This window comes from Acinetobacter sp. C32I, assembly GCF_023702715.1.
Classification (GTDB): domain Bacteria; phylum Pseudomonadota; class Gammaproteobacteria; order Pseudomonadales; family Moraxellaceae; genus Acinetobacter.
This window is the reverse complement of record NZ_CP098480.1, coordinates 3,805,268-3,828,125: the sequence shown is the minus strand read 5'-3', so window position 1 is coordinate 3,828,125 and position 22,858 is coordinate 3,805,268. Positions and strand designations below refer to the sequence as shown.

21 protein-coding genes are annotated in these 22,858 nt (G+C 40.9%); 8 read left to right on the top strand and 13 right to left on the bottom strand.

Features of this window, described 5'->3' with window-relative positions:
* Nucleotides 1–6: 6 nt before the first annotated feature.
* Complete coding sequence (kdpA, locus tag NDN13_RS18295; protein ID WP_251116468.1) at nt 7–1,713, bottom strand: potassium-transporting ATPase subunit KdpA; 1,707 nt, start codon at nt 1,711–1,713, stop codon at nt 7–9.
* A 487-nt stretch (nt 1,714–2,200) separates the two neighbouring features.
* Here kdpA and NDN13_RS18290 point away from each other — a divergent pair, with 487 nt between their 5' ends.
* Both NDN13_RS18290 and NDN13_RS18285 read left to right on the top strand, forming a co-directional pair.
* Nucleotides 2,201–3,694, top strand: coding sequence for an outer membrane protein transport protein (locus tag NDN13_RS18290; RefSeq protein WP_251116467.1), 1,494 nt, complete (start codon nt 2,201–2,203; stop codon nt 3,692–3,694).
* A gap of 252 nt (nt 3,695–3,946) precedes the next feature.
* Entirely contained in the window at nt 3,947–5,176 is a 1,230-nt protein-coding gene (locus tag NDN13_RS18285; protein ID WP_251116466.1) for an OmpP1/FadL family transporter, read from the top strand.
* Nucleotides 5,177–5,264: 88 nt separating this feature from the next.
* On the opposite strand, the gene thrH is transcribed toward NDN13_RS18285, so the two are convergent.
* Nucleotides 5,265–5,882 (bottom strand): bifunctional phosphoserine phosphatase/homoserine phosphotransferase ThrH, encoded by a 618-nt coding sequence (gene thrH / locus NDN13_RS18280; RefSeq protein ID WP_016541418.1) that lies wholly within the window; start codon nt 5,880–5,882, stop codon nt 5,265–5,267.
* Between the two features lie 173 nt (nt 5,883–6,055).
* Here thrH and NDN13_RS18275 point away from each other — a divergent pair, with 173 nt between their 5' ends.
* Both NDN13_RS18275 and NDN13_RS18270 read left to right on the top strand, forming a co-directional pair.
* Entirely contained in the window at nt 6,056–6,787 is a 732-nt protein-coding gene (locus NDN13_RS18275) for a phosphoadenylyl-sulfate reductase (RefSeq protein WP_251116465.1), read from the top strand.
* Between the two features lie 186 nt (nt 6,788–6,973).
* A complete protein-coding gene (locus NDN13_RS18270; RefSeq protein ID WP_251116464.1) occupies nt 6,974–8,356 on the top strand; it encodes a WS/DGAT/MGAT family O-acyltransferase in 1,383 nt (460 codons plus the stop codon).
* Nucleotides 8,357–8,392: 36 nt separating this feature from the next.
* Here the strand turns inward: NDN13_RS18270 and NDN13_RS18265 are convergent, their stop codons facing one another.
* The 6 genes from NDN13_RS18265 to NDN13_RS18240 all read right to left on the bottom strand — a co-directional run bounded on the left by NDN13_RS18265 (nt 8,393) and on the right by NDN13_RS18240 (nt 13,147).
* Entirely contained in the window at nt 8,393–8,566 is a 174-nt protein-coding gene (locus NDN13_RS18265) for a PA1571 family protein (protein WP_004775299.1), read from the bottom strand.
* 135 nt (nt 8,567–8,701) lie between these two features.
* Nucleotides 8,702–10,156 carry a ribonuclease G gene (gene rng, locus NDN13_RS18260; protein ID WP_251116463.1) on the bottom strand — a complete coding sequence of 485 codons (1,455 nt, stop codon included), beginning with the start codon at nt 10,154–10,156 and terminating at the stop codon, nt 8,702–8,704.
* A gap of 43 nt (nt 10,157–10,199) precedes the next feature.
* The gene (locus NDN13_RS18255; protein WP_251116462.1) at nt 10,200–10,766 is read right to left on the bottom strand and encodes a Maf-like protein; all 567 of its coding nucleotides are present in this window, start codon (nt 10,764–10,766) and stop codon (nt 10,200–10,202) included.
* Nucleotides 10,754–11,245: a rod shape-determining protein MreD gene (gene mreD, locus NDN13_RS18250; protein ID WP_251116461.1), complete on the bottom strand. Its 492-nt coding sequence runs from the start codon at nt 11,243–11,245 to the stop codon at nt 10,754–10,756. Before mreD ends, NDN13_RS18255 begins: the two co-directional genes overlap by 13 nt.
* A complete protein-coding gene (mreC, locus tag NDN13_RS18245; protein WP_251116460.1) occupies nt 11,232–12,089 on the bottom strand; it encodes a rod shape-determining protein MreC in 858 nt (285 codons plus the stop codon). Before mreC ends, mreD begins: the two co-directional genes overlap by 14 nt.
* Nucleotides 12,090–12,106: 17 nt before the next feature.
* Nucleotides 12,107–13,147 carry a rod shape-determining protein gene (locus tag NDN13_RS18240; protein WP_004775309.1) on the bottom strand — a complete coding sequence of 347 codons (1,041 nt, stop codon included), beginning with the start codon at nt 13,145–13,147 and terminating at the stop codon, nt 12,107–12,109.
* Nucleotides 13,148–13,280: 133 nt separating this feature from the next.
* Between NDN13_RS18240 and gatC the strand changes: the two genes are divergently transcribed.
* The 3 genes from gatC to gatB are packed head-to-tail and all read left to right on the top strand — an operon-like array spanning nt 13,281 to nt 16,599.
* Nucleotides 13,281–13,598 carry an Asp-tRNA(Asn)/Glu-tRNA(Gln) amidotransferase subunit GatC gene (gatC, locus tag NDN13_RS18235; protein WP_251116459.1) on the top strand — a complete coding sequence of 106 codons (318 nt, stop codon included), beginning with the start codon at nt 13,281–13,283 and terminating at the stop codon, nt 13,596–13,598.
* Between the two features lie 53 nt (nt 13,599–13,651).
* Entirely contained in the window at nt 13,652–15,130 is a 1,479-nt protein-coding gene (gene gatA, locus NDN13_RS18230) for an Asp-tRNA(Asn)/Glu-tRNA(Gln) amidotransferase subunit GatA (RefSeq protein WP_005269490.1), read from the top strand.
* On the top strand, nt 15,130–16,599 hold the full coding sequence (gene gatB, locus NDN13_RS18225; protein ID WP_251116458.1) for an Asp-tRNA(Asn)/Glu-tRNA(Gln) amidotransferase subunit GatB: 1,470 nt from the start codon (nt 15,130–15,132) through the stop codon (nt 16,597–16,599). Before gatA ends, gatB begins: the two co-directional genes overlap by 1 nt.
* A gap of 29 nt (nt 16,600–16,628) precedes the next feature.
* Here gatB and NDN13_RS18220 read toward each other — a convergent pair whose 3' ends face one another.
* The 5 genes from NDN13_RS18220 to NDN13_RS18200 form a co-directional block, all read right to left on the bottom strand.
* A complete protein-coding gene (locus NDN13_RS18220) occupies nt 16,629–17,795 on the bottom strand; it encodes a hypothetical protein (RefSeq protein ID WP_251116457.1) in 1,167 nt (388 codons plus the stop codon).
* Between the two features lie 230 nt (nt 17,796–18,025).
* Nucleotides 18,026–18,547, bottom strand: a complete 522-nt coding sequence (locus NDN13_RS18215; protein ID WP_251116456.1) for a hypothetical protein — start codon at nt 18,545–18,547, stop codon at nt 18,026–18,028.
* Nucleotides 18,548–18,682: 135 nt separating this feature from the next.
* On the bottom strand, nt 18,683–19,453 hold the full coding sequence (locus NDN13_RS18210) for a hypothetical protein (RefSeq protein ID WP_251116455.1): 771 nt from the start codon (nt 19,451–19,453) through the stop codon (nt 18,683–18,685).
* Between the two features lie 34 nt (nt 19,454–19,487).
* Nucleotides 19,488–20,552, bottom strand: coding sequence for a DUF1176 domain-containing protein (locus NDN13_RS18205; protein ID WP_251116454.1), 1,065 nt, complete (start codon nt 20,550–20,552; stop codon nt 19,488–19,490).
* Nucleotides 20,553–21,219: 667 nt separating this feature from the next.
* Nucleotides 21,220–21,699: a hypothetical protein gene (locus tag NDN13_RS18200; protein WP_251116453.1), complete on the bottom strand. Its 480-nt coding sequence runs from the start codon at nt 21,697–21,699 to the stop codon at nt 21,220–21,222.
* A 408-nt stretch (nt 21,700–22,107) separates the two neighbouring features.
* Here NDN13_RS18200 and NDN13_RS18195 point away from each other — a divergent pair, with 408 nt between their 5' ends.
* A complete protein-coding gene (locus tag NDN13_RS18195; protein WP_251116452.1) occupies nt 22,108–22,857 on the top strand; it encodes a DUF4850 domain-containing protein in 750 nt (249 codons plus the stop codon).
* The last annotated feature ends 1 nt before the right edge of the window (nt 22,858 follow it).

Genomic DNA, 22,858 nt, shown 5'->3' with positions numbered 1-22,858 from the left:
CCACGCTTAAACTTTCACAGATAGCACAGATAAATAATCAGCAATTGGCCCAATCACCAACACTGGCATGAATTGCAATAAGGTGAGAATTAACACGATTCCGATTAAGGTCAGTGCAAATGTCGGTGACTCAATATGTAAAGAACCTTTGCTTTCGGTTGCTTGAGCTTTGGTAGCCAAACTGACTGCAATCAACACAGGGATGATCAATACGCTGTAACGACCTGCCAATAACGCGACACTGGCACTCAGATTCCACCACAGAGTGTTATCGCCTAAACCTTCAAAACCAGAACCATTGTTGGCATAAGCAGAGACATACTCATAAAACACTTGGCTAATCCCATGAAACGCTGGATTTGAATTCCCTGTAATCGATGGAAATGTAATGGCAATCGCTGTTAAGCCCAGAATCACCACGGGTTGCAGTAGAATGACCAAAGCCAATAACTTGATTTCAGTCACTTCAACTTTTCGGCCAAACAATTCAGGGGTACGTCCCGTCATCAAGCCTGCAATAAATACAGCCAAGAACAGGTAAATAAAGAACTGTAATAGACCACAGCCGATACCGCCCCAAATGGCATTAATCAGCATATTGCACAGCTCAACCAATCCCGTCAGTGGTGAGGCAGAGTCATGCATCATATTGACCGAACCGTTATTCACTTGGGTGGTCAAACTTGCCCACAGCGCCGATGCCTCCGTACCAAAGCGGACTTCCTTACCTTCCATCAATGCCGTGTTTGGAATCAACGAAGATTTTTCAGCCCACAACGTTAATGAGGTTGAAGCCAATGACATCAGCAACATGGTGCCAAAAATCATCCACATCAATTTCTTACGTTGGATAAAGCGTCCCACCATAAACACCACAGACAATGGAATCAGTAAAATCGCGATCATCTCGATCACATTGGATAACGGCGTTGGATTTTCTAAAGGCACACTACTATTTGGACCATACCAACCACCACCGTTACTCCCCAGTTGTTTAATCGCCACCATCGGCGCAACTGGACCCAGTGGAATATGTTGGGTTTTAAGCTCTACGGTTTGATCCAAGACCTGTGCGGTTGGACCGGCAGATAATGTTGCAGGAACACCTTGAAAAGTCAGCAGCAAAGAAAAAATCAAGCCGAGCGGAATAAAGAATCGAAATAATGGTCGGATGATATCCATCCAGTAATTACCTAAATTAATCGTATTCCAGTCTTTCTTATCCGCACCTTCTTCCCTGCCAGATTGTAGGAATAAGGCTCTTAACATCGCGACAAGCAACGCCAAGCCAATAATAGGCGACAAATATTGCAATCCGACAATCACCGTCATTTGCGATAGATAAGACAGTTGAGCTTGTCCTGAATAGTGTTGTTGGTTGGTATTGGTCAGAAATGAAATGGTGGTATGTAAAGCCAGATCCCAATTCATATTCGGGATATGATCAGGGTTGAGTGGTAACCATGCTTGAGTCATTAAAATGGTGACGCTTGCAGCAAGCAGTAAAATATTACTGAGCACAAATGCCGTTAAATATTGCCGCCAATTCATTCCACTACGCTTAACCCCCAGCACAGCATAAATTGGCCGCTCAATCCATTTAAACAACGCGTCACTTTTCATTGGTTTTGCTTGCATCACATCGGCAAGATAAGCACCGAGCGGATAAGCCAGCACTAATGAAAGGACAAATACAGAAATAAATTCCCACATAGCATATGCCATTAAAAAATAGGTCAGCTTTAGTATGGAAATTGGGGACGTAAATTCTCTATATTGAAAAAACCAGTAGACGTAAATTCTGCGTAAAATTATTCAGCTGCGTTCTAATGCGCTGAAATTTTACCTAAAAAGAAAATATGGAGAAATAAATCTCATTTTTTACAAAAAATCTTTGACCAAATAAAAAACTTTTCGGGGAAAAATGCAAAAAAGAACGATTATTATTTTAAAATAATAATTTATATTTATCATTATTTTACAAATAAAAACACATATGTATATAAATTTTTTAAGATTTATTTTTATCCATTTTCATCTAATCCAACGTACTACAGAGTTCATTTAGAACATTTACTCTTATTTTAATTATGGTATTTTTGTTACATGAAGTTATAGCCAATCACGATAGATAACTTTTTTGTTGTCAGATCATAGCTTCTTAACACTTAAGAATCTTGAAGTTCAAGGAAAGATTACAATGAAATTAAAACATCTTAGCACTGCCATGATCTTAGCAACGCTACCTGCAACTGGAGTTTTTGCAGCGGCGTTAGACCGTTCAGGTCAATCTATGTCTGCATTTTTACAGCCGGGTAACTATTTTGAAGCCGGTATTTCGGTTTTAGACCCAACGGTTAAAGGTCAGGAAGCAGGTACATCTGCAACGACACGTAAAATTGGAGATATGGGTGATGACTATTATTTCCCTAGTGCAGCGTTAAAGCTTCAATTAACTGACAAATTCTCTTTTGGTCTTCTTTATGATCAACCTTATGGTGCTGATGCACAATATACTGGGAATAATGTTTTTGTATCAAATCCTGGCTCTGATACTGTTTTACCCCAAGATCGCCTAGACGCTTTAGCTGATGCAGGTCGAGCTAAAGTTGCTGCTTACATGCAATCTGACGCAGCTAAACAAGCAATTGGGACACTAATGTCTCAAGGCCTATCTCAACAAGCAGCAACTCAAGCTGTTTTAGCTGAAGCGAGTAAACCACTTCTTGCAATGCAAAAAGGGCTTGCTGAAGCAAATGCTTCTTTAGGTACTGGTAATACTTCAGTAGAAGTTGATACCCAAAATATTTCATTGGTTTTCGGTTACCAACCCGTTAAGAACTTAAATCTTTATGCAGGTGGTGTATATCAAACCGTTAAAGGTAAAGTAAATCTTCGTGGTACCGCATATAGTATTTATAATGGTTACGATGCAGATATCAAAGAAACTGGTGGTGGTGGTTGGTTAGTCGGTGCAGCATATCAAATTCCTGAAATTGCACTTAAAGCATCTTTGACTTACCGTTCAGAAATTGATCACAAAGTAAATGTCAATGAGAACTTTTCTGTTACCTCTGCATTGACAAACAATCCAGCAGTATTAGCAGGCTTATTAGGTGTTACTCCAGCTCAAGCATTAGCTCAAGCTCAAGCTCTTGAAGAAGGTAGTGCTGGTAAAAAGACTAAAATTACCACACCTCAATCTGTTAACTTAGATTTCCAAACAGGCATCATGGCGAATACTGTTGCATTTGCTAACGTTCGCTGGGTGAATTGGAAAGACTTTGCAATCCAACCATATAAATTTGGCTTGTTATCTCAACAGATTGGTGGCTTAGTTGGACGTCCAAATGGCTTTAACTTAGTTGAATACTCTGATGACCAATGGTCTGTAAATGCAGGTGTTGGCCGTAAACTCAGCGAGCAGTGGGCGGGTAACGTTTCTGTAGGTTGGGATTCTGGTGCAGGTAATCCTGTAACAACACTTGGTCCAACAGAAGGTTATTGGAACGTGGGTCTAGGTGTTCAATATAGCCCTACTCCTGCAACCTTTATTGCCGGTGGTGTGAAGTACTTCTGGTTAGGTGATGCCAAAGCGCAAACTGGTGCTCAAGCTGGCGGTAATGAATATGTTGCTAAGTTTGAAGACAATAATGCAATCGCTTATGGTTTGAAAATTGGCTATAAATTCTAATTATAATTTATAAAAGAAAGGTCATCTTAAGATGGCCTTTTTTATTGTGCTTTAATAAATAAAATCAAAACTATAGATCAAAATTCAACATTCATTTCAAATCATAGAAACACCAAGATAAAACTTGAATGCTCAACCATTTTTCGTGACCTCACCAGTTCATTTATTGACATTTGTAAAATATTTAAGCGCATAAAAATTATGTTACTTTCCGCGCCATTCTGTTACAAAGTGATTTGAGAGAACATATTAATGAAGCTGAATGCTATTCAAACGGCTCTTCTACTTAGCTTAGTTCCTACAACGACAACATTTGCCGCAGCACTGGATCGCTCAGGCCAATCCATTGCAGCTTTTTTACAGCCAAATAACTATTTTGAAGCAGGTATTACAGTCCTTGATCCCAATGTATCAGGTAAGGACACATCACAAAACAATACTGGGAATATGGCGAATCACTACTACTCGCCTAATGCTGCCTTAAAAATTCAAGCAACAGACAAATTCTCGATTGGTTTGATCTATGACCAACCTTATGGTGCGGATGCAGAATACACAGGTAAAAGCAACTTTATCGAAAGCCGTCCTCTACCTTTTAAAGGTGGTACATCGGTTACGGTTGATACTGAAAACTTAAACTTACTGTTTGGTTATCAACCAACACAAAACTGGAACCTCTATGCGGGTGCGGTTTATCAAACCTTAGACAGTACTGTACTATTACGCGGCCAAAGCTATAGTGCCTATAGTGGTTATGATTTTAAAACGGGTAAAGATGAAGCTGTAGGTTGGTTAGCTGGTGTTGCCTATCAAATTCCTGAAATTGCACTCAAGGCTTCATTAACTTATCGTGCCAAGATCAAGCACGAAATGAATGCCTATGAAACGCATGGCATTGCAGGCATGACAGGCAATGCGGGTTTTGATGCAATTTTAAATAAAATTAATCATTCAGAAGGCACCACTGAAATCACCACCCCTCAATCAGTTAATCTTGATTTCCAAACAGGGATTATGGAAAACACAGTTGCCTTTGCGAATTTACGTTGGGTGAATTGGAAAGACTTTGCCATTCGTCCATATAAATTTGGTGCAGCTTCGACTCTCCCTCCAATCGTTGCTTCAACAGGTAAAAAAGACGGTTTTGATCTGGTTGCCTATACCGAAGATCAATATTCAGTGACTGCAGGTGTTGGCCGTAAACTGAATGATCAATGGGCAGGTAATTTATCTGTGGGTTGGGACTCTGGTGCAGGTAATCCTGTGACGACATTAGGTCCAACAGAAGGCTATTGGAATGTCGGTATCGGTGTTCAATATAGCCCGACGCCTGCAACCTTTATTGCGGGTGGAGTAAAATATTTCTGGCTCGGCGATGCCAAAGCACAGTCAGGTTCACAATTCAATACACCAGGCTATGTGGCTGAATTTGAAAATAATGATGCCATCGCTTATGGTTTAAAGATTGGGTATAAATTCTAACTATCGACCCAAAATAAAAGGCGCTATTTAGCGCCTTTTATTTTTCAATTTTCCCCAACATACTTAAAAGAAAGCTGAGGAGAATTCATTATTCAGGAATATCACGTTGCGATACCGAACGAATCGCTTGTTTTAATGCGTCATAACCATGCAATGGTGGGAACTGTGGAAATTCTGCAATCACATTGGCTGGTGCATCAAACAAGAAACCATGATCAGCCTCACCCAGCATCGTGGTATCGTTATACGAATCACCTGCCGCAATGACACGGAAGTTCAAACCATGCAATGCTTTTACTGCCTGACGCTTTTGATCAGGTTGGCGTAATTTATATGCGGTGATCATGCCATTTTCATCAGTTTCAAGCTTATGACAGAAAATCGTTGGCCATCCCAGTTGTTTCATGAGTGGATGTGCAAACTCATAAAAAGTATCAGACAAAATAATCAATTGGAAATGAGTACGTACCCATTCAACAAACTCTTTCGCGCCTTCAAATGGTCCCATATCTGCAATCACAGCTTGAATATCATTCAATCCCAAGCCATGCTGTTTTAAGATATTCAAACGTTGTGTCATCAGTACATCGTAATCTGGAATGTCACGTGTAGTTGCTTCGAGTTCTTTAATCCCTGTTTTTTTTGCAAAGTTAATCCAGATTTCTGGAACTAACACCCCTTCAAGATCTAGGCATACGATTTCCATGAATGCTTCCAATGTTGGTTAAAAATTGCTGTATCATAGCACTAAGATTATTCAATTTTTGCGCTGTTGTTGAATAAAATCATTTTATTCTGCAAGATTAAAATCAATGACAAGCACACTGCTTTGCTTCGATTGATTTACAATTGTGCCCAAGCCTATCGCCAGGAACATCCATGACTGTTATTCCGACTATTGACCTTGTAGATGCGCTCGCTGCTGAATATGCAGATAAATCGCCACGAGAAATTTTAGCACTTGCGTTAAGCCAAGAAGGTGAAATCGCGATTTCATTTTCAGGCGCAGAAGATGTTGTTTTAATTGATATTGCCTCTCGTCTAGGTAAGCCCTTCCGTGTTTTTAGTTTAGATACGGGACGTTTACATGCAGAGACTTACCAATTCATTGAAACTGTCCGTAAGCACTATAAGATCGATATTGAAATTTGCTTCCCTGAGTCTGCTGCTGTTCAGCAATTCGTGACTGAAAAAGGCTTGTTTAGCTTTTTTGAAGATGGACATCAGGAATGCTGTGGAATCCGTAAAGTACAACCTCTACGCAAGAAACTGGCAACATTAGATGGATGGATTACTGGCCAACGCAAGGATCAAAGTCCAACCCGCAGCGATGTACCTGTGGTTCAAGCTGATGCTGGTTTTTCTGGCGAAGGCAAGCAGCTAATCAAATACAACCCTCTTGCGAATTGGAGCAGTGCCGATGTTTGGAGCTATATCCGCATGATGGAAATTCCATATAACCCATTGCACGAACGCGGTTTTATTTCAATCGGTTGCGAACCATGTACACGTGCAGTGCTGCCAAATCAACATGAACGTGAAGGTCGTTGGTGGTGGGAAGAAGCTACACATAAAGAATGTGGCTTGCACGCAGGTAATCTTAAAAAATAATCAATTACAGATTTGGTATATTAAAACCACTGATTCGTCAGTGGTTTTATTTTTCCTGACTCGCCTGTCTAAAGTCATATTTTAACCAGAACAAACAGTATATACTGCGCAGAACGGTTCCAATAATTCTAATAAGAGCTCTTCGAGAGTATCTTAGAAAAAATGCAATGAGAGGCTAGATCTGCTATGCGCCCACTACACCCCATTGATTTTATCTTTCTCTCGCTAGAGAAAAGACAACAGCCTATGCATGTAGGCGGCTTGTTTTTATTCGAGCTTCCAGAGAATGCATCACCGACCTTTGTGCACGATCTAGTCAATGAAATTCGCCAATCAAAAAGTATTCCTGTTCCACCATTTAACAATCAATTGAATGGTTTATTCTGGGGTGAAGACAGCGAATTTGATCTGGATCACCACTTCCGTCATATTGCGCTGCCAAATCCTGGTCGTATCCGTGAATTACTGGTTTATATTTCACAGCAACATAGTTCTTTGATTGATCGTGCCAAACCCCTTTGGACCTGCGACATTATTGAAGGCATTGAAGGCAACCGTTTTGCCATGTATTTCAAGATTCACCATGCCATGGTAGACGGCGTCGCAGGTATGCGTCTGATTGAAAAATCATTGTCACAAGATCCAAATGAGAAGCATGTGGTACCACTTTGGTGTGTAGAAGGTAAACGAACCAAGCGCCTTAAAGCGCCAAAACCACCGACAGTCAGCAAAATCAAAGGTGTGATGGAAGGGATTAAATCTCAGCTTGAAGTTGCACCTAAGGTTATGCAGGAACTGTCTCAAACTATTTTTAGAGAAATGGGCAAAAATCCAGACTATGTCTCGACGTTCCAAGCACCACCCTCGATTTTAAACCAACGTGTAAGTTCTTCACGCCGTTTTGCAGCACAATCGTTTGAGCTTGGTCGTTTCCGTCGGATTGCTAAATCATTGGGTGTAACACTCAACGATGTGATCTTAGCCGTCTGTTCTGGAGCTTTGCGCGAATATCTGCTTAGCCATAACAGTCTGCCCAAAAAACCTCTGATTGCCATGGTACCTGCATCACTGCGTACCGATGATTCAGATGTCAGTAACCGTATTACCATGATTTTGGCCAATCTGGCGACCCATATCGAAGACCCTATTGAACGTTTGGAAATTATTCGTCGTAGCGTACAGAACTCAAAACAGCGTTTTAGCCGTATGACGGCCAATGAAATCTTGAACTATAGTGCGGTTGTATATGGCCCAGCAGGTTTAAATATTGCATCAGGTATGCTACCTAAGCGTCAAGCCTTTAACCTTGTGATTTCCAATGTCCCAGGCCCACGTGAACCGTTATATTGGAATGGTGCGAAGTTAGATGCGCTCTACCCTGCATCAATTGTGATGGATGGACAGGCACTGAATATCACCATGACCAGTTACTTGGATAAATTGGAAGTGGGCTTAATTGCGTGTCGTAATGCATTACCAAAAATGCAAAACTTACTGACCCATTTGGAAGATGAAATTCAACGCTTTGAGCAAGCGATTCAAGATTTACCACAGCAAGTGGCGAATTAAGGATTGAGAAAAAATTAAGGGGCTTTCAGTGGCCCCTTATTTTTTGATTGTGCGGCAACGTTGTAACAGTTGATGGCAGGCTGAACGAATCATCGCCGTAGTAATCTGAACTTCTTTACCTTGGCTGTCTACCATATAACATGTATTTACAGGGTTACTGTCTAAAACATGTTTGAAACCGTGGTTCACTAATCTTTCACTCACATTCATGGTTATATACCTCATATTATTTGCTAAGGGACCCAAAAGTACCTATGGCTCATTTTATGGTTCTAGTATTTAAAATTCATGATAGAAAGTAAAATTTCAGTTGTAACAAGGCTTAAGCGAAATCTTGTTACAACTTTAGGTCAAAATGATATCGTATTGCTCTTGCGTATATAGATTTTCCACTTGGAATTTAATCACTCGATTAATGAAATGTTCTAAATCCGCGACAGCTGGGGCTTCTGCTGTTAATAGGCGATCAATCACCGCTGGATGTGCAACGACAGTAAAGCCACCCTTGGAATCAAATGCACGCGCATAACGCAGGATCTCTCGAAATATCTCGTAACATACTGTCTCTGCAGTTTTCACATATCCTCGCCCTTGGCAGGTTGGACAGGATTCACAGAGCAAATGTTCCAAAGATTCACGCGTGCGTTTACGGGTCATTTCGACTAAACCAAGCTCAGAAACCTGAGTAATTTTGGTCTTGGCGTGATCACGTTCCAACATGCGTTCAAACTGACGCATCACTTCTTCACGGTGCTCAGCTTCTTGCATGTCGATAAAATCAATAATCAGAATCCCCCCCAAATTACGCAGACGCAGTTGTCTTGCAATCACTTGAGTTGCTTCCATATTGGTTTTAAATACCGTGTCTTCTAAACTGCGCCCACCGACATAAGAACCTGTATTGACATCAATCGTGGTCATGGCTTCGGTCTGATCAATCATCAGATAGCCGCCAGACTTGAGTGCGACACGGGTCTGCAAGGCTTTTTGGATATCTTCTTCAACGTTATACAAGTCGAAAAGTGGTTTTTCACCCGGATAATGAATCAAACGGTTTTGAATGGTCGGGACAAACTCATCAACAAACTCGCTGAGCTTGCCATGAATCTCACGTGAATCAACATAGATCTTCGCGGTTTCATCACTGGCAAGATCACGTACGATACGTTGTGGCAGAGGTAATTCTTCAAAGATCAGTTCAGCTGTGGCTGCTTCTTTTTGCTTGCGCTGGATAAATTCCCACAACTTACTGAGATAACACATGTCTTGTGCAATCGCGGCTTCGTCCACCCCTTCGGCCGCAGTACGTACAATCACACTACCCGGCAAATTATGTTCGGCCTGAATATGCTCAATGATGCCACGTAAACGATCACGTTCTTCTTCTGATTCAATCCGCTGTGACACCCCAATATGGTTACCATACGGCATCAACACCAGATAACGGGATGGGATGGAAAGATCGGTACTCAGGCGTGCGCCTTTGGTTCCCAACATATCCTTCATCACTTGGACAGTCAGCATTTGCCCAGGATGTAATAATTCAAAGACATTTGGCGTGGGCTGCGAACGCGGCCACACCATATCGTTAATATGCAAAAAAGCGGTTCGAGACAAACCGATATCGACAAAGGCCGCTTGCATACCTGGCAGTACACGAACCACTTTACCCTTGTAGATATTACCCACTAACCCACGTTTTACAGTTCGCTCAACGAATAGTTCATTGACCGTACCATTTTCAATCAATGCCACACGACATTCCATCGGCGTGACGTTAATCAGCAACTCTTCTGCCATAACAAACTCAAAACTTTTATAAAAATTCTTATACCCGAAAGTGTCAGCGTAGTGCTTTAACCCTTTCTAATAACTGTACTGTCTCATGCAAAGGCAAACCGACGACATTACTATAACTGCCTCGGATCTGCGGAATATACTGCGCTGCAATACCCTGTATTGCATATGCGCCCGCTTTGCCTATCGGCTCACCCGTGGCCCAATATTGTTCCATGTCTGCATGACTGAGTTGCTGCAACTCAACTTGCGTTCTTACCACTGTACTCAATATTTGAGTCGTCGTTGCCACACAAATGCCAGAATAGACATCGTGCCATTGTCCAGAAAGTGCCGACCAGATGCTAAAAGCATGTTGCTTTGATTCTGGCTTGCCAATAATCTGTCCAGCAAAACTTAAGCTGGTATCTGCTGCAATCACAATTGCAGCAGGGTATTTCCGTAAAACAACTTGTGCTTTATCTCTGGCTAAGCGTTCAACATAATGCTCAACCACTTCTCCATCATGCACTGCTTCATCGACATCTGGACGATAAATTTCAAAGTCCAAACCCAATTGCTGTAATAGCTCCTGCCGACGCGGCGAGCTTGATGCGAGAATTATATGCGCCATTTATGTAAACAATAATAAACCAGAGGCCATGCCAATACACTGGTCACAACCGGTTGCCAATGGCGTGCAATCGAAAAATGTGTACCCGCAATGGTCTGACTAATCCACAAAAATGTAATATGTGCAACAGCCGCAATCACCGCAATCACCCATGAATTACCAAAGGTCAAAATACGACGTTCACGAATTAAATAACGGATACCAAAACTGATCAGTACGAAGCTGAGCGCATTTAAGCCAAATGGTGCATCGAGAAGCAAGTCGGCAAAAAGCCCCATCCCAAAAGCAAACCAAACCCCGCACCAGACGGGTTGGTAAAGAATCCAGAACAGCATGACCAAAAGCATGATCGAAGGTCGCCATCCTGAAGCCTCGTAGGCCATTGGATAAACCATCAATACCGAAGCAATCACAATGGATAAAATAATCATCCATAGTGGATCTTTGCGTTTCTCATAATTGAGCTTAGCGATCGGCATAAGGTTGCTCCTGCGCTAAGGATTCAGAAAATAACACCACCACATGATGACCGCTGGCAAGTTGCGCCGTTGGCTTAACATCAATTTCGGCAAACTCACCCGAAGTATGACGACTCACTTTAGACACGGTTCCGACTAAATAACCCGCAGGGAAATGTTCACCTAAACCCGAACTAAACACTTTGTCTCCGACCTGAATATTGGCACTGGTCGGTACATATTCCATTTTGAGTTGCCCCAAATCACCGGTACCTGACACAATCGCACGCATTCCTGTCCGCTCTAAACGTACAGACAATGAGTGTTCCTTATCAGACAGCAGCATGATCCGTGCACTATGCGGATAGACATTAATAATCTGCCCCATAATCCCTTTATCATCCAAAACTGTTTGTCCGACTTTTAAATGATCGACCGAACCACGGTTAATGATAATAATATGGCGCAATGGGTCTGCATCGGTTCCAATCACTTCGGCAATTTGCATACGACCATCAATAATCAATGGCGTATCCAACAGCCCTCTCAAACGGTTATTTTCCGCAGAAAGTTCTGAAAGTTTTTGGAGGCGGACTTGTGCTTGAAGGAGTTCAGCTTGCATGGCTGTGTTTTCACGGCGCAATTGAGCTTCAGATTTGGTTTGTTGGTTCAGCCATTCTCGCGACAGTACAGGATAGCTTGCCAGCGCATAAATAGGATTATACGCGGCATACAAGACATCCCTTGCTGGTTGAATTACATAGGGCATGCGCCAATCAAAGAAAAGCACCACCAAACATGTAATGACCGCAATGACAAATGAGCGAAAAGATGGCGGTTGTCTTGAAAAAAGATTCGGTTGCACCGCCTAGTCCTTATGATTTAACCAACGAAAAGCATGTCATGGTTTGGATTGTCAAAGAATTCTAAGACTTTACCGCCACCGCGAGTTACGCAAGTTAAAGGATCATCTGCAACAATCACAGGTAAACCTGTTTCTTGAGCAAGTAATTTATCAAGGTTACGCAGCAATGCACCGCCACCTGTCAACACGATACCGCGTTCTGCAATATCCGAAGACAACTCAGGTGGTGTTTGTTCAAGCGCAGATTTCACCGCACTCACAATGCTTTGCAAAGGATCAGCAATCGCTTGAGTGATTTCATCAGAAGTCACCGTAATCGCACGAGGTACACCCTCTGCTAAATTACGGCCACGAACTTCGATTTCGAGGGTCTTACCATCAGCAACAGCCATACCCACTTCTTTCTTGATCACTTCAGCTGTGGTTTCCCCGATCACACAACCGTGTGCTTTACGAACGTAGTTGATGATTTGTTCATCAAATACATCACCACCGATACGTAATGAATCTGCGTAGACACAACCTTGCAATGAAATAATTGCGATCTCAGTCGTACCACCGCCCACATCTACCACCATCGAACCACATGCTTGCTCAACTGGCATACCTGCGCCAATTGCAGCCGCCATCGGCTCTTCGATTAAGCGAACGTCACGTGCACCTGCATTAAATACAGCCTCACGAATGGCACGACGCTCAACCAAGGTTGATTTACATGGCACACACACCACAACGCGTGGTGCTGGCGGGAATAAACGCTTTTCATGCACTTTGCCAATAAACTGATTCAACATGGTTTCAGTTACTTCAAAGTCAGCAATGACACCGTCTTTCATCGGACGAATCGCTGAAATATTCGCTGGTGTACGGCCTAACATTTGTTTAGCATCGAGACCTACAGCGGCAACAATTTTTTGTGAACCACTGTGACGAATTGCCACAACAGTTGGTTCATTTAATATAATGCCACGGCCTGGTGCATAAATAAGTGTATTTGCAGTACCTAAATCAATGGCTAAATCCGGCGAAAACAAGCCAATTAGTCGTTTTAGAATCACGGGGGCGTTCTCAATTAAACTTTGTGTGAATACAAGGTGGCAACTTTAACTAAATGTGATGATTTGAACAAGTCAATCGCTTATTATAACGCACGATATTTTGAAATTTTTTAATACTGAATTAGGTAAAGTTATGTCTACATCATCAGATGCTCAGCAGACAACAGACTTAAATGCGCAAACGGTCTCGCAAATTGCACACCTTGCTCGTTTATCTCTCAATGACACGCAATCTGCTGAATATACTCAAAGTTTAAATAAAATCCTTGGCATGATGGAAAGCTTGAAAGGCATTAATACCGATGATGTTGAGCCTTTAAAGAGCCCATTTGACAACCCGCAACCGTTACGCGCTGATGTTGTGACGGAAAGCAACCATCGTGATGAATATCAAGCGGTCGCGCCTGCTACAGAAGCAGGTTTGTACCTCGTACCTCGCGTAATTGAATAAGATTTATTCGATTAGTCAATATTTTATATTTAGAATGTAAAGAAATTTTTCATATGACAGATTTACATCGCTTATCAATCCGTGAACTCTCTGAAGGCTTAAAAACAGCCCAATTTTCATCACGCGAATTGACTGAACATTATTTAAAGCGTATTGCCCAAATTGACCCGAAAGTAAAAAGTTATGTAACGGTCACCGCAGAACAGGCACTTGCTGAAGCAAATGCAGCCGATGCAGCACTGAAAGCAGGCAATGCACACGCACTGGCAGGTATTCCACTTGCCCACAAAGATATTTTTTGTACCCAAGGCATTAAAACCACTGCCGGTTCAAAAATGCTGGATAACTTCATTTCACCTTATGATGCAACTGTAGTTGCAAAAGCCAAAGCTGCGGGTCTCGTGACTTTGGGTAAAGTGAACATGGACGAATTCGCCATGGGTTCAACTTCTGAAAACTCTTATGTCGGTGCAACGTCTAACCCTTGGGCACTGGATCATGTTCCGGGTGGTTCATCTGGTGGTTCTGCAGCGGCTGTTGCGGCTGATCTTGCGCCAATCGCAACAGGTACCGATACAGGTGGCTCAATTCGTCAACCTGCTTCATTCTGCGGCTTAACAGGCTTAAAACCGACCTATGGTCGTGTGTCTCGCTTCGGTATGATTGCGTATGCATCATCACTGGATCAAGGTGGTCCAATGGCACGTTCTGCGGAAGACTGCGCTTATTTGATGAATGTCATCGCAGGTCATGATGCCAAAGACTCGACTTCGATCAACAAAGAAGTGGATGATTACGTTGCTAACCTAAACGGTACGGCAGTGAAAGGTCTACGCATTGGTATTCCAAAGCAATACTTCAATGTGGCTGGTTTAGACGCTGATGTAAAAGCACGCGTTGAAGAGTCATTGAAAAAGCTTGAAGACATGGGCGCAATCTTGGTTGAGATTGATCTCAACATGACTGAAGCCTATGTGCCAACTTACTATTTGATCGCGCCTGCGGAAGCTTCTTCGAACCTGTCACGTTTTGACGGTGTCCGTTATGGCTACCGTTGTGAAAATCCTGTGGATTTGATGGACTTGTACAAACGTTCACGTTCAGAAGGTTTTGGTGCTGAAGTACAACGTCGTATCTTGATCGGGACTTATGCCCTTTCTGCGGGTTACTATGATGCCTACTATGTGAAAGCGCAAAAAGTACGTCGTTTGATTCAGCAAGATTTCCTCAAAGCATTTGAAAATGTTGATGTGATTGCGGCGCCATCTGCACCAACCACAGCCTACAAGATCGGTGCGAATCTCAGCCCGACTGAAATGTATTTGGGTGATATCTATACCCTTGCAGTGAACTTGGCAGGTTTACCAGCCATCAACGCACCGGTTGGTTTCGATAAAGACAGCTTGCCTGTGGGCTTACAGTTGATTGGTAACTACTGGTCAGAATCACAATTGCTTTCGATTGTGCATCAATATCAACAAAATACAGACTGGCATACCAAACGTGCGGCAATTGCTGAGGAGAATGCATAATGACTGAAGCTCAAAAGTTAAAGCTTATTGACGGTTGGGAAGTCGTTATCGGGATCGAGATCCACACGCAGTTGGCGACCAAGTCTAAAATCTTCTCTGGTTCATCGACTGAATTTGGTCAAGACCCAAATACACAAGCCAGCCTTGTTGATTTGGCGATGCCGGGTGTATTGCCAGTATTGAATGCTGAAGTGGTTGATCTTGCGATTCGCTTTGGTTTGGGGATTGATGCCTATATCGACCAAGCGTCTGTATTTGCACGCAAGAACTACTTCTACCCAGATTCACCAAAAGGCTACCAGATTAGCCAGATGGACAATCCGATTGTGGGCTTGGGTCATATCGACATCCAGCTTGAAGATGGCACTGTGAAGCGTATTGGCGTAACACGTGCCCATCTTGAAGAAGATGCAGGTAAATCGATTCATGACCAATTCGAAGGTATGTCGGGTATCGACTTAAACCGTGCGGGCACACCATTGCTAGAAATCGTGTCTGAGCCAGATATGCGTTCGGTTGAAGAAGCGGTTGCCTATATCAAATCGATTCACACCCTAGTACGTTGGTTAGGTATTTCTGACGGTAACATGGCAGAAGGTTCATTCCGTGCTGACTGTAACGTATCGTTGCGTCGTCCGGGTCAACCGTTCGGTACGCGTTGCGAGTTGAAAAACCTCAACTCATTCCGTTTCATTGAGCAAGCGATCAATGTTGAAATTGAACGCCAAATGGAAATTTTGGAATACGGCGGCACAATTGATCAGGAAACCCGTTTGTTCGATCCGAACAAGATGGAAACTCGCTCAATGCGTTCAAAAGAAGAAGCGAACGACTATCGCTACTTCCCAGATCCAGACTTGTTGCCAGTGATCATTGCCGATGAGCAGATCGAAGCGGCACGTGCTGCCCTTCCAGAGCTGCCTAAAGCGCGCCGTGCGCGTTTTATCGCTGACTTTGCTGTGACTGAGTACGATGCGCATGTATTGACGCTGTCACGTGAAATGGCGGACTTCTACGAAGCGGTTGTGGCTGCTGCTGGCGGTGCAAAGCAAGGTAAAGTCTCTGCAAACTGGGTAATGGGTGAATTCTCAGGTGCTTTAAACAAAGCGGGCCTAGAATTGGCGGACTCTCCTGTTTCTGCTGAGCAATTAGGTGGCATGATTGCACGTATTGTCGACAATACCATTAACGGTAAAATAGCGAAGCAAGTGTTTGGCTTTATGTGGGAAGCAGAAGGAAAATCTGCGGATGACATTATTGCGGAGAAAGGCTTAAAGCAAGAAACCGATACAGGTGCGATTGAAGCGATTATCAAAGACGTACTTGCAGCCAATGAAAAAATGGTTGAAGAGTACAAGTCTGGTAAAGAAAAAGCCTTTAATGGTCTTGTTGGTCAAGTCATGAAAGCTGCAAAAGGTAAAGCTAACCCAGCTCAAGTGAATGAATTAATGAAGAAATTGATTGGTTAATACAATCTAATTTCAAAAGAAAACCCGCTTTAGAGCGGGTTTTTATTTAGTCTGAAATTAAAGTTATAAACCATCAACAATTCAAATGAAAGCAGAGCCATAAGGGAAATAACAATATTATTAGACTTCAACAAATATTCAGCATAGTGTAAATTAATTCTTTCAGAACTTGAACCAGATACAGGATAGTTAATCACTTGGCTTGATTCATTGTACTTCAACCATTTATGATGAGTTGCATTTCTTAATTTATTATCATACTCATATCCAAAAATATTAAACAGCAGGGCATTATTTTCAAAACACTTCATTCTCCCTCCTTTGTCAGAGGTCAAATAATTTTTTGTAGCTTTATCACTTTCGAATTCATTATAATTTCTAGAGTTGAAAATATTGTTTAAAAAAGCAATGCTACAGATACTTGTTCCTAGGACTTCAAATGCCTCTCCGTAAAACATCTTTGTGCGCTTAAAATTAACAGATGAAACTTTTGAATTTTTGAACGTCTCGACTTCTAAACGAGCTTGCAAATTAAGCTGTTGAAAGTCTTGAAAATTTGAGAAAAATGTATCAAATATCTCCATGTAAGCATCAATTTTCTCTGTTTGGTTAGGGAGCATATACTCTTTAACAAATTTATTAAATTCAGAGTTATTCTTTTGATGAACCTCTTTTAGAAATCCTCCTAACATCTTAATATTTCTTTCAAATCTATCTTCACCTATAAATATACGAATGAAATGAAAAATTAATTCACACAAATCCTCACCCTTAATTATTTTATCTCTTTGAATAAAATTACCTTTTAAATTAAATCTATAAGCTTTATATAAATCTTTCCATAACTCTTCAATATTTGAAGCTCCCATTACACCATTAATTTTTTCATGGGAAAAATTATCACCATAAGAATCTTTAAGAATCTCAACCATTTGATATAAAAATGGAGAATATAACTCTTTGTGCTTATCTTCATCAGGCACAGTAAAATTTGTACTCAGATTAATTATTTTTGATTTTTCATCATCTACAAATTCACTATCCATGTATTCTAAATTTTCTAACTCATTAAATGAAATTTTTATTATTGGCGGCTCATCCAACAATAATACTAATTTAGATTCAGCTTCACAATGCGGACATAAAAAATTTATTTCTTGCCTAAGCCCATTAGACAACTGTGTTCTTGTTGTCATAATTTCTTTACAGGTGAGACATTTAAAATATATACGTGAAATCATAGGAAATTCAATTTTATGTATTAGATTTTTAAAAAATAAAATATAACCAAAAATCAAAAATATATCTACAACTTAGTTAATACTCTACCATCACCGTCTTTCTACTATCCATCTAAAGGATGGATATTCTCTACCATTTTGATAAAGAATATTCTTTCCTCTAAATTACTTTAAAATTAAAAAATTCATTCCCCTCTTAATACACCCAACTTATTCCAAATATCAGGTGTTAAAAAAGTCGTGACCAATTTATTTAAATCAATATAACGCAAGGTGCCTTGCAACTGCTGTCTTACCGCTGGATCTTTAACAATATCCTGCCCTGCACTCTGACCTAACTGCTGAAAAGCCTCTCCAACTGCTTTAACACCTTCGGCTTGAATTACGGCTTTAGTCTGTGTCGAACATTGCTCCACAATCACACGCTGTAATACCTGCGCCAATTTCTGATCCAACTGGGTTTTCTGCTCAGGTGTCACATTACTAAAAGACTTTAAATCAGGATGCGCCGCTAAAGCCGTGAAAGTCCATTGCAAAACCGTGGTCTTATCCGCAGCGGTAGTCGCTTTCACCAAACAATCACTCAATTGATCAACCGTTGGCCCTGCCATTGCCACTTGTGTTGTACCCAACACAGCCGCAGCCATGAATACAGAACGACTCAAATGAGAAAATTTACGGCGGGCAGAAGTATAAACACGAGACATAAGCACAGTTCCAAATTGCAATCTTCCTCTTTGTACCATGCTCTGTCTAGAGCATCTGTTATGACGCTGTAAATTGCGTAAGTCCACGCCCTTAAAGCTTTGACAAAATGTAAAATCGTTCATTGTTGTAAATTATCAGCCTGCACCCTCATAGTCCCATTCTTCTGGAATATTCGGCTGCTCAGGTGCTTTATTTAAATCAATATTCAGGTTACGACTGCCCTTAAATGATTTCTCACCCGAATCTGACGCAGGTGACACATCCAGACTATAGCGGTAACGGAATTGCCAAAGCATCGGCTTGACCGGACGAATATCCAGACTCAAACTATCTTCATCATGGCACTTGCCCTTAGAGTTTTCATAATCCTGTTCGGAGAAACAGGCCCGAATCATACGGCTAAAATTAAAAGGATAGTTTTCAATAAAGCGATGCGTTTTACCTGAATCCTTTAACTCATAAAAGCTGGCCCGTTCAATTCCTGCCCCACCACCTGAATACATTTCCGAAAAGGTATCAATCACTGCAACGGCATAACGGTTTTGATCCATTGGAAACAGTTTAGGAAAAATATATTGGCTAGATCGTGCCATTTCTTCCGTAGCCGCCAACTGAATACGCCACTGCTTTAACAATTTAAAACCTGTGCTCGATGTCGCAAACTGGGCAATATTTCCCTCAGATAATAACCATAAAGTTTGATCTGGCGTTTTCAAACTCTGCCATTGTGTTCGCTGCTGGCATAGTTCTTTGACTTGTTCACAAAGTTGCGTCTGTTCCGTTGCACTCAGTTGCCCCTTTTTAAAGTCTAGAATCTGTAAAGGCGCAGCAAAAACAGATGCACTAAAATAGGCGGATGCACCCATTAAAATCATTCCACCTAAACCCATCTTATGTTTAAGCATTGTGTTTCCTTAGGCTATTTTTATATTCACAATATTATTTGACGATTGCTTCAATCTGATCAAGATCCCACACTCCACCTGCGGCAAGCCCTCGACACATCCCTGTCCAGCGATCTAGCGTATGTACAAACTTCTGTCCATCCCAAACCCATTCATCACTCGACCAGCAATCACCAATACCGCGCCCTTTCTGCGAACTGCTGAGAATCCCATTATAAAACTCAGAGGAATGTTCCGTCACAAAAGTGGCTTTATTCGCAAGCGACTCATCCAATACCCATGCACCATAACCTTCGTTATATGCACCTCGCCAACATAACGTAGCTGCCAAAACTTTTTTATTGGTCAATTTATAGAAATCGATTGCTTGAGGTGCTGTTTGCTTACCATCATAAGCCCCTTCACAAAAGCCTTCTTGTTTCGGAATTGGCTGGGCAGCCATCAAGTTTTGATAGAGTGCAGCATAGCGTTTATCGGTTGGCCCCAAGGTCAGATAAGGCTTACTGGATGTTTTGATCTGCTTGACGGTAAATTTGGGTTGAGCGGCCAATACCTTGGACTCATCTGCCTTGCCCTTTTTAATTAAAGCGCCCACTGTACCAATACGTTTTTGAAAATCATCCATTTTTAGCAATACCGCAGTCATCCCCTTATCTGAGATTTGCCAATGTAGATTGGCATTTTTAAACACGATTTCGGTCTTTTTCTTAGATTGCTGTAATAAGGCATTGACTTGATTTGTTGAGAGTTGTCCCATCAGTGGGAATTCTGTTCCATCGACGGACACTTGCCCAAAGTCTTTACCATTCACATAAAAATGGAGATTTTTAAGCTTTGCTGCGGGCATAGAAGGTTGTTCAAAACGAGCCAATGCAAATTCAACCTGTACAGGCTGTCGTGCGCCTGCCTGACGGGTCAATAACAGCGATGCAGGTTCATCATCACTATATTCATTGTAATAACCTGCTGCTCGGCAAGTGCCTGTATTGCTACAGTAAATCTCCCAATCTTCATGCGAGAATGAAATGCCTTTGATATCTTGGGCAAAAGCATTGGAACTCAGGACAATAAGGGAACAGGCTAAAAGAATCTTTTTCATAAGACTTATGCTCTAGGCCGTCTAATTTCAATACTATTATTTTAATCATTATGAATACTGACATGATTACTCATAATATATACTTTTAAACTCTACAGATTAAGTAACTTTACTAAAAAACGAACAACATCAATCCCATTTTTTTAGTTTTTCTTTAAAAAAAATTCAACCAAGAATGCGATAGGAGTTGTAATATAGAGCAACATCCTGATCATCATATACCCAAACAAAAGAAGAACATCACTCACAATGAAGTTAGCGTCCTCCCTATTGAACTGAATAAATAATATAGAGACTAGAACGCTAGAGAAAATGATAGAAATAAATGCGCTAAGAGAATAATTTTTAATAAATTTAGTAAAAAAGAAAAATAGATTCGCAATAAAAATAACTGACAAAGTAAAAGCTAAAACATGGTCTATAATAATATGTCTATGAAAATAATCATAAGAATAAGCAAAACCGATGGTCAGTTGTAAATTGAGTAATCCCCACCCTAGATAGTTTGACTTTCTCATAATAAATATTATTTATAAAATACAAATAGATAAGATAAATTTCACCTCAAATGTAGATTACTTATCTATTTTAGATATCCTAAGTTCTCTTAAATCAAATATACATCCATTTACAACAACTTTATCTTAAAACCACAAAAAGATGGAATCTATTTTAGCTTTAAGAATTCATCGCAAAAACCACCAACTGCATTTGTTTTATTTTTTAATCCACCTTCTTTAACAATGATCCCATTGGCATTGGTGTATACATTGATCATACAAGTATAGTAGGTTGGAGTGTTATAACCGACATCTCTGTATTGATCTTGATAAATAGGAACTGCTGCTACCCCATTTCCACCTTGAGTCATACCAACCATTCCAGTGCCGACATATTCTGTTCCTGTCTTTACAAATTTATCTCGAGCATATTTCTGGATTGTCCATGTATGCATATAGGTTTTTTCACTGGCAGAAATATCCCAAATAGAACTCTCTGGTTGTCCAATTTGTGCGACGAGTTCATTCAAAGGATGCCCAATTTTATTCTTTAGCAAAGTATTAGTTTTATGATCTCCATAGGTCGTACAACCAACGAATAGAAAACTGACAAAACATAAAAATAGATTTTCTCGTAAGTTCAACATACACCTCCAACACTTTAGCTTTCGTTATTTTTCCTTTGCTAAGGCTCAATTGTAAAAAACTTGGTTGATTCTTAGCATTGGACGCACGAAGCGCACCCACTCATTCCAAATACGGCAAGAACTAAGATTACTTTAAAAATTGATTTCATATTCATAGTCATTTCTTCTGGGTAACTAAGCTCATTAATAATTGTATTTCCTTCATCTGAATTCATACTAATTATTGATTTAAATTTAATATTATTTTTAGTTAAAGTGATAAAAAGTAAAATATAGATCATTAAGTTAAAAGACATTGTTTGGAGCTTCATGCAATGGCCTAACTTAAAACCAGAAGTAAATTTAGAAAATGCACTTATCTCAAACAATATGTTAATTTTGATCCAAGCTCGGATACTGAATTAAAAAATGAAAATATCAATCTCTATTTCTGCCGTTCTATTGGCGCTGTCTACCACGCTGACACATGCTGAAGTACGTAGCTTTAAGCCCATCTTTCCCAAATTTTCAAATACAGCACAAGAGCGAAAAGCCGAAAATCAAATTTATGCCTTGGGTGAAGTGTCCTTTGCCAACGATGTCCGTGTTCCCTTTTATGGAGTGACTGCGCTGAATCCTGCCGATGAAGGCTTATTAAAGGACTTTAAAAACTGTACAGCCAAAAGCTGCCATTTCGATTTTAAACTGGATACACATCAGGCCAAGCAACTCAAATTAGTTGCACTACCTGAAATTGGTGCAGTACTTGTACCCAAAGATTGGCACGATGTGGAGGCACATGCGGGTGCAAATGGTACAGGTTCAGCCCTGCTGATGAGTCCAAATCAAAAACAGGCCATAGAATTATACGATTCATCCTTCTGTGTCGGTTGTGGTATGCCCAATGCCACGCTTTACTTTCCCAATCTGTTAAAAGAGAGTATTGAAAATGAGTTTGGCGGCTATAAAGATCCACAAAAACTGGTGAATATTGTACATCCTTCCAAACAAGTGGCTTTCTTTAGCTATCAAATCCCAAATCTGAATAATAAAACTCATGGCGTCGCGAAATACCATGACGAGGACACCTTCAATTTTAGAGAAATCATCGTAACTCTGGACAAATCACAGCAGCATTTGGTTGGGCCCATTTTAAACTTCTATCACTTTAACCATTGAG